The 12,884-nt window shown below is 59.6% G+C and carries 10 protein-coding genes and 2 pseudogenes; all 12 read right to left on the reverse strand.

Annotated features, from left to right (window positions below; all coding sequences use genetic code 11):
• Positions 1-228: 228 nt before the first annotated feature.
• On the reverse strand, positions 229-2,982 hold the full coding sequence (locus GNZ13_RS01685; RefSeq protein ID WP_172159893.1) for a fimbria/pilus outer membrane usher protein: 2,754 nt from the start codon (positions 2,980-2,982) through the stop codon (positions 229-231).
• Between the two features lie 134 nt (positions 2,983-3,116).
• The gene (locus GNZ13_RS01690) at positions 3,117-3,860 is read right to left on the reverse strand and encodes a fimbria/pilus periplasmic chaperone (protein ID WP_172159895.1); all 744 of its coding nucleotides are present in this window, start codon (positions 3,858-3,860) and stop codon (positions 3,117-3,119) included.
• A gap of 78 nt (positions 3,861-3,938) precedes the next feature.
• Positions 3,939-4,499 (reverse strand): fimbrial protein, encoded by a 561-nt coding sequence (locus GNZ13_RS01695; protein WP_172159897.1) that lies wholly within the window; start codon positions 4,497-4,499, stop codon positions 3,939-3,941.
• Positions 4,500-5,119: 620 nt separating this feature from the next.
• Positions 5,120-5,662 carry a fimbrial protein gene (locus GNZ13_RS01700; RefSeq protein WP_172159899.1) on the reverse strand — a complete coding sequence of 181 codons (543 nt, stop codon included), beginning with the start codon at positions 5,660-5,662 and terminating at the stop codon, positions 5,120-5,122.
• A 467-nt stretch (positions 5,663-6,129) separates the two neighbouring features.
• Positions 6,130-7,312: pseudogene (locus GNZ13_RS01705) on the reverse strand (MFS transporter).
• A gap of 186 nt (positions 7,313-7,498) precedes the next feature.
• Positions 7,499-8,938, reverse strand: coding sequence for an NAD-dependent succinate-semialdehyde dehydrogenase (locus GNZ13_RS01710; RefSeq protein ID WP_172159901.1), 1,440 nt, complete (start codon positions 8,936-8,938; stop codon positions 7,499-7,501).
• Complete coding sequence (locus GNZ13_RS01715) at positions 8,935-9,972, reverse strand: aldo/keto reductase (protein WP_172159903.1); 1,038 nt, start codon at positions 9,970-9,972, stop codon at positions 8,935-8,937. Before GNZ13_RS01715 ends, GNZ13_RS01710 begins: the two co-directional genes overlap by 4 nt.
• 82 nt (positions 9,973-10,054) lie before the next feature.
• The gene (gene fae, locus GNZ13_RS01720; RefSeq protein WP_172159905.1) at positions 10,055-10,579 is read right to left on the reverse strand and encodes a formaldehyde-activating enzyme; all 525 of its coding nucleotides are present in this window, start codon (positions 10,577-10,579) and stop codon (positions 10,055-10,057) included.
• A gap of 652 nt (positions 10,580-11,231) precedes the next feature.
• Positions 11,232-11,522 carry an H-NS histone family protein gene (locus GNZ13_RS01725; RefSeq protein WP_172159907.1) on the reverse strand — a complete coding sequence of 97 codons (291 nt, stop codon included), beginning with the start codon at positions 11,520-11,522 and terminating at the stop codon, positions 11,232-11,234.
• A gap of 236 nt (positions 11,523-11,758) precedes the next feature.
• A pseudogene (locus tag GNZ13_RS53745) lies at positions 11,759-11,914 on the reverse strand (serine hydrolase); the annotation flags it as partial.
• 173 nt (positions 11,915-12,087) lie between these two features.
• Positions 12,088-12,291 (reverse strand): hypothetical protein, encoded by a 204-nt coding sequence (locus GNZ13_RS01730; RefSeq protein ID WP_172159909.1) that lies wholly within the window; start codon positions 12,289-12,291, stop codon positions 12,088-12,090.
• Between the two features lie 261 nt (positions 12,292-12,552).
• The coding region (locus GNZ13_RS01735; protein WP_216674672.1) for a hypothetical protein at positions 12,553-12,884 on the reverse strand (332 nt) is incomplete at its 5' end.

Here is a 12,884-nt window from a genome sequence, read left to right on the forward strand (position 1 = left end):
AAGACCTTGAAAGGGCTGACATTAAAACCTCCACTCGTGAATGAACACGTTGCGTTCGCCGAAACTGACGTACTCATGCAGAGCACACAAACAACGACCATCAGGATTCCCCGTGCCGACGTAACATATTTCAAATTTCTCAATCTATCGAAGAATGCTTTGGCACGAAAAAATTTGAATAACGTTTTCATAGTCTGGTCACCTGTACACTTCTTGGAACGCATGGCTTCACCTTTTCGATTGACTGGACGCTGCATCGCTCGCAGCGATATCTGCTGGATCCATTTGACCACCACCCACGCAATGCCCTTCAAACGATTGATAAGCCGCCCCTGCCTTGCCCGTCCGCTTCGGTAACACATAATCAATCCGGCATTGTTCAGCCGCCGCCGCGCCCCACCTCACGAACAGCGAGCCTTTGTCCTCCAGGCCTCGCGCAAAAATCCGGCTGTCCTGAGCCACCACACCCACCGTGCGGCCCGACTCATCCACCACATCCACGCCGAACGGCAACGCCTTGTCACCCAGCTGCGGCGCACGAACCAGCGCCGCACGGCCGCTCACCGTCTTGTACTTCAGCATCACAACCGAACCGAGCCGCGGCACAGCCTGCTCCGAAGTCGATTCAAACTCGACGTCGGTCGACGTGCCCTTCGGATCGATATCGACCGTGTTCATGCCATAAGGCGTCAGATACGGCACCACCGCGTAACCGTGGCTGTTGACTTTGACACCCGACGCGCTCGACACGCTTGCGCCTTCTGCCCCAGGCGCTTCGATAATGCCAAACGTATCGCCGACGGTCTGCGACAACGTCACGCCACCCGGATGCGCGACGATCGATCCGCTGATACCGGCCGACACCTGGCTCGAGCCCGAACCCGCACTCGCCGACGCTGTCATTTGTGCGTACTGCGCGCGCCATGCACCGCTTACGCCCGTGTTGGACGAACTACTGCCGCTCCCCGCGCCATAGCTGCCGTACGCGTTGTACGAGTACTGATTGACATCGCCCAGCGAGCCGCTCACGTTGGCTTGCAGGTTGGTACTGCCACCTGAGCTTGACAGGTTCGCCGACATCATCGGCGCATGCTGGCTGTGACCCAACGGAATCGTCGTGCTGAGCATGAACTGGTTCGACATCGAGCCGTCCGAGTTGCGCGTGCGGCCCGCAGTAATGCTGTAGGTGCCGTATTTGAAGCTATTCGTGTAGCCAGCCTGATAGAACATATCGCTGCCGTCGTGATTCCAGTACTGCTGTGACGACGCGCTCAGGAACACGGTACCGTGATCCTTGAAGTTCTGGTTGACCGTCAACTGGAAACGGTTGCGTTGGCGATAAACCGAATTCGTATCGCCGCCGTGCATTGCCAGATCGCGGACAGACGCCGCATCCGACAGATTCATGAAGCCAGCCGTCGAATAACGGTACGCCGCCACCGAGATGTTCGTATTGGTCGGATCGATGAACTTGCTGTAGCCGATGCGCAAGCTCGTGCCGCGCATCGTGCTCTGCCCCGGCACCTGCGTCTGCGCCCCAGTCACGTCGGCGGAAAATGCGCCGAATTTCGTGTTCAGCGCGGCGCCCACGTCGGCTGCCATATAGCCGTTCGCGGCCACGCCGCCGCCATAGGCCGTCACCATGTTCGTGATGCCTCGCTGCAGCGTGAACTGCGCGAAGTTCGGCTTGGTTTCGAGCGAGTCGTTACGCAGCTGACCCGCCGTCACCGAAAAGCGGGTGGTACCCGGGCGCAGCGATTGCGCAACCGCGGCGTACGGCACGGTAAAGGTCTTGGTGCGGCCATCGGCTTCGGTGACGGTCACATCGAGATTGCCGCCGTAACCGGTCGCATACAGGTCGTTGATTTCGAACGGACCCGGCGACACGCTGGTTTCGTAGATCACCTGATTGTTCTGCTTGACCGTCACGCGCGCGTTCGACTCCGCCGTGCCACGCACTACCGGTGCGTAGCCGCGCAATGATTCCGGCAGCATGCGGTCATCGGTGGCGATCTGCGCGCCGCGGAACGACACGCTGTCGAACACGTCGCCGGTCGTATTGCCGTCACCCAGCGTCACCTGCGATTTCAGCGCGGTGAGGTCGTGCTGTACGTAGGTCGCGATGTCAGCGAACTGCGTGCCTTGGCCAGTCGTCGACGTGATCGACGACTGATGGCGAAAATGCCAGCTGCCCACGTTCGCGCCGGCGTTCAGACCCAGATAGCTCTGCGTCGACTGCATGCCCGAGCCGGCCGTGTGATAGGTACTCGCGTTGTAACTTAGGAAACCTGCATTCACGCCTTGTTCCCACATGTCAGGCGGCACGTAACCGCGCGCGGCGTTACGCATATATTTCTGCGGCACACTCAGCGTGAGCTTCTGTTCAGAAAAATCGAAGTCGACGGTCGCTTCCGGCACCGTTGCAGCAAGGTCTACACATTCGTCAGCATTGGCGACGGCGGTGGCGCTTGCACCCTCGGCACCCTGCGCGTCCTTGGACGCGGTTGCGGTTGCGGTTGCGGTTGCGGTTGCGGTTGCATCGGCCGGCGCATGCACCGGCAGCTTCGCGCCGGTCGCCGCGCTAACCTTCGCGAAATCGACGCCGAGCGTTTCTAGCATCTGGTGGCTGAAGCACGCGCGCGCGCTTTGCCCGTCGGCCGTCGCCACGAAGCGCACGTCCTGGCGCGCCACGCGAAGATCGTTGACCCAGAGTTCGACCGAATACACGCCCGGCTGCACCGAGTTGCCGCGCGAGAAACGCGAAACGTCCACGGTCTGCTTCGGGTCCGTGCGCAAGAACGTTGTATCGAACTGGACCGCGGTGCCAGCGCCACTGGTTTCAGAAGCATGCACGCTCACCGACTGGACGCCACCCAGCACCGCGAACACCGACATGACGACGGCAGCGACGGGGTTGAGGCCGAACGGACCAGAAAATTCACTGGCGCAGGCGTACGACGGATGACGAGATGAGTGTTTCATGATCTGACTGACTTCCAATGTCTGGAAAAAGGCGTGCGTCGTCCCTGTGCGTTGCCTGGGCAACGCACGCCGTGTTCGAGAAAGGGGTTAGCTATGGGCGGGAAGCTGCCGCCCGACCGGCAAGCTGCTGCGGTCTATTGGCCGAGCGCTGCGTCGCCGTTAATGGCGCCGCCGTAATCGCTAATCGCGGTGTAGTGAACCTTTGCGCCTGCCGCAACGGCATTCAACTTCGCGACCGGCAAGACAACCGAAGCGCGCGGTGCAACCATGCCACCCTGTTCGTTCTTGAAGGTATGGCCGCCGCTTTCGACATCGACTTCGCTAAACGACACGTAGTACGGCGTCGGGTTCGATACGCTCACTGCCTGGCCTTTGCCATCCGGCGCTGCTGCAATCTTCCAGCGCAGTTGTGCAGGTGCGTCTTCGGGTTTGCCGGGCAATTTGGCCGGACGCACGAACACCTTGATGCGCGTGCGATAGGCCAGTTGCAACACGTTGGCGTCGGGCGTAGCCGTCGCCTTCGGCGGAATATCCAGAACGTTGAGCCAGTAGACCGATTCGCGATCTTGCGGCAACGCTTCGCCGCTGTACATCATGCGCAGTGTTTGCGCTTTCTGCGGATCCATCCGAAAGATCGGCGGCGTGATCACAAAGGGCACCTTGACTTCGCCGGGCTTTGCATCCGGATTGCCATCGTCCAACCAAACTTGCACCAGCGCCGGGGCGCGGCTGTCGTTATCGAGCTTGACCGTGACTTCGCGCTGCTCGAGTGGGTACACCACCCGCGTACCGCCGATCGTCACGCTCGCCTGTGCGCTGCCTGCGAGCAGCGCACAGGCAAAACCGATTCCCAACGTCATTTTTCCGAGCAGTTTCATCACAATCACCTTTAAAAAATAATCTTGAAAAAAACGCGTAAAAAAGGCGCTCGCCTGAGCGAACGCCTGAAGCGCCGCTTACTGATATTGCATCGAGTATTGAACCGTCGTGTTCACCGTGCCGGCAGTCGCTTTGCCCGTCGCGTAGTACTGTGCGAAATAACCTACAGTCGCAGCACCGCCCGTAATCGTGGCCGAGTTTGTACCGCTCACGTTGTTCGCGCTGGTCACAATGTTGATAGGCGCCATTTGCGCGTTCAGCAAACGGACCTGCACGTTCGTCGCCGTACCATTGCTGTTCAGAAGGTTGCCGCTGGTCTGGTCGACCGTGGAGCCATTTTCAAAACGGGCGATCGCCTTCGTTGCTGTGCCGCTGCAACCCGTCAGTTTCAGTTGCATGTCGCTCTGGTTCGATGTGCCAGCCGTTGCGCCCGCTGCCGACAACGAGCCCGACGACACCGGCTGCAATGGGACTGTCAGGTTGGCCTGAGTGCCGCTTGCGACGCCATTGATCGAGCACGTGCTGTCCGCGATTGAGCCAGTGATAGTGATCGTGCCGTCTGCCGCATGGGCACCGAACGACGCAAGGCCCAACAGACTGCCGGTTGCGATCGCAATTACGGGGAGGATTGACTTCATGTTTGCTGCTCCAGTGAGTTATGAAATATTCAAATCAGTAGCGAGCGTTATAGTTAATTTGGCTCGCCGTTTGCCCCTGATCGACCCAATGTCCTACGCCAAGAAAGGCGGTCTGTTCTTCGAATCATTGGCCTAGCGTTCAGGCACAGTTAGATATTACGGTTCGCTAAAACTGAAGTAGCTAGGACAATTCTCAATTTTGTAGGACTTCACCTACGCCAAGCGCGGACAAATTCAGACATTTCGGCATCGAAACCGTAGGTCGTGGCGAACAAATTCCTAAGAACAAGCTCACCTGAGCTGCACAACGGATGGGATGTAGGCCGAAGGGGCAGAGGCGGCGGTAAATCGGAGATGGCCCCCGTGGAACGACGGCTGGGCGTATTGCCATGTCCTTGTTTCAAAACAGACAATGACGAAACCGGCTTTTAAAATAAAACCTGCATGTCGTTGCCGACATTGCAGGTTTTTTGTATCGACGAAGCGCTGGGGTGGTCAGCGCCACTGAGCGTTGCCTAGTTGGGACGTTCGGTTTGGCGTGGCGTTTGATCGCGCCTTCGCGACGCTCGGACCACCGCAACGCACGGTGCGCGCCCAGACGCTTACGCCATCACCCTCTATTACTGATACTGCATCGTGAATTGGGTCGTCACAGTTACGGCGCCGGGGACTAGATTGGAACCATTTGAGTAATATTGCGCGTAGTACTGCAGCGTGGCCGTGCCGCCCGTAATAGCCGCCCCATCGGCAATCTGGTTGTTCGCGTTGGTCTTGACATTTATCGGCTGCATTTTTGCATTCAACAGCTGGACAAATATGTTCGAGGCTTCCCGATTAATCAATGTGCCGTTGGCGGTGACCCACGCACCGGCGTCGAAGCTAGCAACTGCCCGGGTTGCCACCCCCCCGCAATTACTCAGTTGCAACGTCACAGGAGTTAGGCCTGCGACCGCGCCCGCACTCTTAAGTGCGCCCAGTGTCGCCGGCGGTAAAGAAAACGATGGGTTGGCCTGCGTGCCGGCAGCAATGCCATTGATCGAGCACGTCGTGTCCACCAACGAACCCGAGACATTAATCGCGCCGTCCGCCGCGTACGCGCCGAACGACGCACAGCCCAACAGACCGCCCGCTGCGATCGCAAGTGCGGGAAAAATTGACTTCATGTTTGCTGCTCCAGTGAGTTAAGAAATGGTCAAGTCAGCGGCGAGTGCGGTGGTTCGTTTGAACCGCCCCTGCCTTTGAGCCGCCCAATGTCCTAGACCGGAGAAAAGCGGCCTCTTCTTCGAAAGTTTGGCCTGACGTTCAGGCTCGATCCAATGTTAGGGTTTCGCATGATGGAAATAACTAAGACGATTCTTATTTGAATCAGCCATTTCTGACGCAACACCAGGAACCACTCTGACAGGAACCTTTTGCACCCTTACACGCAGCACGGCTTTCTTCCTGCGCTTGGGTCCGGGGATACGAAGTCATCACACCCGATCGCGCGCTCCCACGCCACCTCCCACGCGGGTCCGCGCCGAGCGGCTGAAATGGTTGAGACCTCGGGACGTGTGCTGCCCACGCTGGGCGCAAAAAAACCCGCAACATCATCGAAGATGTTGCGGGCTCGTGAAGAAGCCTCGAATTGCTAGGCGCCGCTGGCTTGGTTCAACGTCAGATGCTTCGTCTCAGGCGCCCATGCAATCGACACCACCATGCCGATCAGCAGGACAACAGCCAGCACCATCATCGTCAAGTGAAAACCCAGGTGAAGGATACCGAGCGGCAACAGAAACGTGCCGACCGCCGAACCAAGGCGACTGCACGCAATCGCCAGCCCGACACCGCACGCACGCACCTCGGTCGGAAAACACTCCGGCGGAAACACGCCGACAAGATTCGAGAACGCAGACATCGTCAGCGTGAAGATCGCGAACGCGACGATCATCGCAAGCGTTGCGGACTCCGGCAGCAAGCTCAACGCGATCAGCGACATACATGTCACTGCGAACGAGCCGATCAGAAACATACGGCGCGCCACGCATGAAGCCACCAGGCATGTGCACGTGTTCATCGTTGCCGTCGTTCAGTGTCACGTTGGGGCCGAAGTGTTTGAGCACGATCGCTTTGGCTTCGGCGACACGTCCCTTGCCATGCAACCAACGCGGCGATTCCGGCGTGCCCATCCGCAAAATCAGCACGATCAGCGCGGGAATGCCGGCCGACGCAAGCAGCCACCGCCATGCATCGGGCGACGCGTCGGCATACTGCATGCCGAGCACGTTGGCCATTACATAGCCGATAGTCCACACCACGCTAAACGATCCGAGCAAGGTGCCGCGATGTTTGCGTGGCGAAAATTCGGCAAGGATCGCGTGGCCGACCGCGAAATCGCCGCCCATGCCGAAGCCGATCAACACCCGCAGCAGACACAACTCGAACGGCGAACTCACATAAAACTGCGCAAACGCCGCCGCGGTGATGATCAGAAAGCTCAGCAGAAAGATCTTCTGTCGTCCCAGGCGATCCGACAGCCAGCCGAACACCAGGCTGCCGACAAAGATGCCCATCAGCGCGGAACTGCCGATCATGCCCATCCAGAACGCGTCGAGCGGCATCTGGCGATTCAGCGACGCCAGCGCATAGCCGATCGTGCCGAGTGCAAACCCTTCAGTAAAGTGGGCGCCGAACGTCAGCCCGGCGATCTTGACGTGGAACGCGTTCAACGGAACGTCGTCGAGAGGAATGGGGCCGCGCACGGCCGCCGCTGCGGCGGACGGCAAAGTGGGGGCGAGGCCGAGAGTGGCCGCCCGGCTATCCTGAGTGCTCACGCTGTCTCCTTGTAGGTATGTGCCCGGCTGGCGCAGCACCGGCGTGATGCCGGTGCCGCGTCATGCCGCGCAGTTGCGGCTCGTTATTCGCTTCGCTGTTCATCTCATCATTCGCCTCGCTGTTCGCGGCATGCCTCGACATGCGAGCCGCCAAGCGAACGCGTGGAATGAACGAGTGGACGAAGATCAGCGTCCGAGCCCGCCCATCATCATGTACTTCAGCTCCGTGTATTCATCGAGGCCGTACTTCGAGCCTTCGCGGCCAAGGCCCGATTGCTTGACGCCGCCGAACGGCGCGACTTCGGTCGACAGAATGCCTTCGTTGATGCCGACCATGCCGCTCTCCAGCGCTTCCGCAACGCGCCATGCTCGGGCAAGATCACGCGTGTAGAAATAGGCGGAGAGGCCGAACGGCGTGTCGTTGGCCGCCGCGATGGCTTCGTCTTCCGTCTTGAAGCGAAAGCACGCTGCCACCGGGCCGAACGTTTCTTCCGCGGCGATCAGCATCGACTTCGATGCATCGATCAGCACGGTCGGCTCATAGAACGTGCCGCCGAGCGCGTGCGGTTTGCCGCCCGTCAAAACCTTCGCGCCTTTCTGCAACGCGTCGGCGACGTGCGCTTCCACCTTCTTCAGCGCCGCCTGGTTGATCAGCGGACCTTGCTCAACGTCGCCTTGAAGCGCGTTGCCGATTCGCATCTTCCGCACGGCCTGTGTCAATGCCTGCGTGAATGCATCGTAGATGCCGTCCTGCACGTAGAAGCGATTCACGCACACGCAGGTCTGCCCGGTGTTGCGGAATTTCGAAGCCATCGCACCCTGTACGGCGGCGTCGATATCTGCATCGTCGAACACAATGAACGGCGCGTTGCCGCCAAGCTCCAAAGACAGCTTCTTCAACGTATCCGCCGACTGCTTCGCGAGCAGTTTGCCGACGCGCGTCGAGCCGGTGAACGACAGCTTGCGCACCACCTCCGATTCAGTCAGCACGCCGCCGATCGCGACCGCATCACCGGAGACGATGTTGAACACGCCGGGTGGAATGCCGGCCTTCTCCGCCAGCACCGCCAGAGCCAAGGCGGACAACGGCGTTTCTTCGGAAGGCTTTAGCACCATCGTGCAGCCTGCCGCGAGCGCCGGGCCGGCTTTGCGTGTAATCATCGCGAGCGGGAAATTCCACGGCGTAATCGCCGCGACCACGCCGACCGGTTCGCGCGTCACGATGATCTTCGCGTTCGGATTCGGGCTCGGGATCACGTCGCCATAACTGCGCTTGGCTTCCTCCGCGAACCATTCGAGGAAGCTCGCCGCATAGCCGACTTCGCCACGCGCTTCAGCGAGCGGTTTGCCTTGCTCGCGCGAGAGCAGTTCGGCGAGCGCGTCGCGATGTTCAAGCATCAGTTCGCCCCAACGCTTGACGCGTGCGCCGCGTTCCTTCGCAGTCATCGCTCGCCATACAGGAAAGGCCCGCTCGGCCTCGGCAACGGCTTGCGCCGTTTCCGCAGCGCCGCCTTTCGCGACCTGGGCAATGACCTCGCCCGTCGCAGGATTCACAACGGGATACGTGCTCGCGCTTTCGTACCACTCGCCGCCAATGAAATGTCCGGTTCGAAGAAACTCGTTCATGCCGCCCTCTCCAGGTTCTCGACAAACGCGCCCTGCGCAAGCCGCGCTTCACGAGCGATCCGTTTGCCCGCCGTGTAGTCGTTGATCAGATCGCACGGCGTGTAATTGCGTTCGAGCTCGAACAGTTCGTCGGCTGAGAGCTTCGTGCCGAGCGCGGCCAGCGCGCTATCGAATTGCGCCGGTGTATCCGCGCCGACCAGCATGCTGGCGACGCCGCCATGGTTCAGCACCCACGCCTGCGCAATCTGCGCCGCCGACACCCCGCGCCACGCCGCCACGCGCGCCACCGACGCGGCAATCTCACGTGACGCGGTATCGCCATACATTTGCGCGGTGAAGAAATCGGTCTGGTTGCGCGTCGAGTTCGGATCGCACGTCAGCAAACCACGCGCCAAAGGACTGAACACGGACACGCCGACACCCTGATCCTGGCAGTACGGAATCATTTCGCGCTCTTCCTCGCGATAGGCCAGGTTGAGTTGCAGCTGCATGTTGATCGGTTTGTGCCAGCCGTTGCGCTCGCAGACCTGCATGATCTTCGCGAACTGCCACGTGTACATCGTCGATACGCCGATGTAGCGGGCCTTGCCCGCGCACACGATATCGTTCAACGCGCCCATCGTTTCTTCGACCGGTGTGTTCACGTCGAAGAAATGCAGCATGTAGATATCGACGTAGTCCATACCGAGGCGCGTGAGCGACGCGTCGATACCATCCATGATGTGCTTGCGCGAATGGCCGCCGGCGTTCTGATATGTGCCCATGTCGTAGCCGACCTTGGTGGTCACGACAATCTCCTCGCGGCGCGCGATGCGTTTCAGAATGCGGCCCACCACTTCTTCACCTACACCGGTCGAATAGAAATCGGCGAGGTCGATGAAATTGACGCCCGCTTCGAGAGCGTGGCGCACGATCGGCTCGCTCTGCGCTTCGTCGAAAATCCACGGCTTCCATTGCGGCGTGCCCATGTTCATCGTGCCGAGGCACAGACGCGACACCTTCAGGCCCGAGTGGCCGAGGCGAATGTATTCCATAGTGCTTGTCTCCTTCCTGATCGCATTCAGTAGCGCACGCGGCAGCACGCCCCTCACGGCGCGCGAACCGCGTTGCGCGTGATTAACGTTGTTTCGGGGTGTAGAACGGGTTGGACACGTCGCGCGCGGCGGCAAACACTTCATCGCGATGCGGCAGGCCCTTCATCGCCGCGAGGATCGCGTTCTTGCACGCGCGGTAGTTGTTCTCGAAGACGGCGTCGAGATCGTCGGTGCCCGGATTGACCCAGTTTGCCGACACCACCACCCAATCGTTTTCCGCCTCGGGCGGCAGCGTGCCGTTCTCCAGCGACTCGGCCACCGCCTTGGCGATGCCGGCCTGCGAGGCGCCCCATGTCGCGTTGCCGTGGAACTCGCTGCCGATCTGCGCCTTGTTCACGTAGAGCGTGAGCGGCTTGGTCGGCACACCTGGCCGGGCGATCACGACGAACGGCGCATGCCCCGTGGAAGGCGTCGCTAATGCGGTGGCGAAGGCTTGGCCCGCAGGCCCGTTGCGCGGACCGACGAGTACGTTGATGTGCGCGAGGTTGACGCCGGGGCCTTCGAATCCTTCGCCAATGAAGAGTTGTTTGTCCGTCGATACGCTCATGGTCTTTCCGTCGAGGTTGAGTGGATGACCGATTGTGCTGTCCGCTCTTCGCGACGCTGTATCGATGAGTTTTGATGCGGGGTATGAGGCGAACTCATCTCCGGGTTTGCCCCCGGACGTCTTAAGTGGCGATTAGGTGGCGCATCGCGTCGTAGAGTGGGCGGCTTATGGCACTACGCATTCGGACGAACGCAAAGGTGAGCGTTTTCGGGAGTTGCGATTGCGAACCTCGAATCGAGGCGAAAAGTGAAGACGCCGAAGGCCCCTCACGCACCGACGGCGCGAGGATCAGCAGCCAGCCAAAGTCCGCGGAAAGGACCGTGCGAGAACCGAACGGCTGCCTAGGCGATGCTTCGTATAGCCTGGGAACGCCCGCCAGCAAAGGCTGACGCGGGTCTCGAGGAAGGTTGGGCAGTGATGAGGAGCAGCTGAGGCGATCGCACCAGAAGGTGCGTCATCCGACAAAACCAGGCTCACCGAAACAACGAACCCTGGCTCGAGGCGCTTGGAGAAATCCACCGCGCGCGTTGCAAGCTCACGCGAAAGGTGAGCGTTTTCGGGACCCTCTCAGCGGTGCGAGAAAAACCCGACGCAACTTCACTTCAGAAAAATTCGGCGCGTTACGAGCGCAAGCGCCATAGTCGAAACGGTTTCAGACTTCGATCAGAAAGCGCTCGCGATTCTTGCCCGCAAGCCAGCCAGGCGAGCGGCCACGGCCGCTCCACGTCTCGCCCGTTTTCGGGTTGCGGTACTTGGCTACCGAAGCCGGTTTGCGTGCCGCCGTACGCTTGCTCGTAAAACCCAGTTCTTCCGCTGTCAGGTCGTATTCGACGATCTTCTGCTTGATGTCGGCGATCGCTTGCGCGATTTCCTTCTCGCGCGCCACTGCGACTTCCTTGTGGAGCTTTTCGAGCTGGGCAGTCAACTGCTTGTACGAGGCCATGACAGGTACTCCGATCGATTTCACGAACTGCAGTGCGGACGCCCCGGAGGAAGTCCCCGTGGCGGACACTATCAGACGAAAAAAGCGCCGAATAGTGCGGACCGCGTAGCGCAGCCCGCGCAGGGAGGCCCGCAACTGCCCGAAGCTTATGACAACCGTGCGCCGTAGCCAACGCACTGAATCGTCAATTGCATCGTACACGCGGCGTTCGAAATCGACCGACATTGGGAATGGTTCGACGGCACGCGGCGCTGGTCGCGGGTTAGAAAATTCGAGCGCATCAAATCGACCGAGCGATGCGACAGCAAACGTGTCGAACCGACGCGTCCACGCCCTAGCAACAGTTGCGCGAACTGCAGATAGTCCTGCGCCGTCGAGACAAGGCCGCCACCTCGCCGCGCTCCACATAGCCTTGCATGGCGTTCGTGAGCGCCGTTAGCCGGGTGGCTGAAAGTCCTGCTGGTTGCATGCTCCTCCTGACCCCCTTAGGCGTTACGTTCCCTTATTTTTACAGAAAACGTTACCTGATCAGACGGTACACGTCATCCGCCACTCCCGCGGACGGTCATGCTTTTTTCCGCCCCTCCAATGCCGATAGGGCTGCATCGAGCCGTTTGACGCGATTGGCCTGCGCCGGCACCATTGCCGCCCCGGACACCAAAGCGATGCGGTTGCGCCAATAGGACAGTGGAATACGGTCTTCAGCGGAGATATGCGAGATTACATGTTCAAGATGTTCGATATCTTTTTCGAGTTGATGGTGATTCATTTCTTTCCCCGGAATTACTGATTGAACTCGTTGAAAAGCATAAAACGTGCCGCAATTACGCCACCCAGCCCACTCAAACGGAAAATCTTTCTTAAGCCGTCAATCCGGCCCGCCGCAACCCGGCAAAATCTGCGTATATATTTGAGCTTTGAGCCGGCCAGATGAAGATACTGCGAAGAACCTTCACGTTCCGTTAGGTGCCGCACCGACTCGACTTAATGGGAAAACCGGAGCGCTTTGTTATCGGTGCAAACAGTATGATTAATAATCTGGGAGCAGCTCGATAAATCCAATGCGCATCATTGCCGTTTCGGCAATGTGCATTAAAGCCAGATATTTGTGACGGTTATATGCATATTGCACGACGTCAGTTCGCCCTACGGCCGGTTTGGCCCATTCAAACGGGGTCTGCGCTGAGAGGGACACGCCGGCCGTCATGGCCGGGCGGTGGGATAAAGGAAGGAAGGTGTCACCCATTGAAAGGCCGGAGTAAAGGGGTATATCTCTCTCCTCAAGGGTCAGGCCTTGCATTGTTGTATTCCTTTTGGTCATCCTGGTGATGCGAAGCTTGATGACGCGTCCGGTTTCTCGTC

The sequence above is a fragment of the Paraburkholderia elongata genome, from assembly GCF_013177735.1.
GTDB lineage: Bacteria > Pseudomonadota > Gammaproteobacteria > Burkholderiales > Burkholderiaceae > Paraburkholderia > Paraburkholderia elongata.

Excerpts from the sequence above, each read along its gene's own strand:
- GNZ13_RS01685 (WP_172159893.1), bottom strand. The coding sequence starts at position 2,982 with ATGAAACACTCATCTCGTCATCCGTCGTACGCCTGCGCCAGTGAATTT.
- GNZ13_RS01690 (WP_172159895.1), bottom strand. The coding sequence starts at position 3,860 with ATGAAACTGCTCGGAAAAATGACGTTGGGAATCGGTTTTGCCTGTGCG.
- GNZ13_RS01695 (WP_172159897.1), bottom strand. The coding sequence starts at position 4,499 with ATGAAGTCAATCCTCCCCGTAATTGCGATCGCAACCGGCAGTCTGTTG.
- GNZ13_RS01700 (WP_172159899.1), bottom strand. The coding sequence starts at position 5,662 with ATGAAGTCAATTTTTCCCGCACTTGCGATCGCAGCGGGCGGTCTGTTG.
- GNZ13_RS01710 (WP_172159901.1), bottom strand. The coding sequence starts at position 8,938 with ATGAACGAGTTTCTTCGAACCGGACATTTCATTGGCGGCGAGTGGTAC.
- GNZ13_RS01715 (WP_172159903.1), bottom strand. The coding sequence starts at position 9,972 with ATGGAATACATTCGCCTCGGCCACTCGGGCCTGAAGGTGTCGCGTCTG.
- fae (WP_172159905.1), bottom strand. The coding sequence starts at position 10,579 with ATGAGCGTATCGACGGACAAACAACTCTTCATTGGCGAAGGATTCGAA.
- GNZ13_RS01725 (WP_172159907.1), bottom strand. The coding sequence starts at position 11,522 with ATGGCCTCGTACAAGCAGTTGACTGCCCAGCTCGAAAAGCTCCACAAG.
- GNZ13_RS01730 (WP_172159909.1), bottom strand. The coding sequence starts at position 12,291 with ATGAATCACCATCAACTCGAAAAAGATATCGAACATCTTGAACATGTA.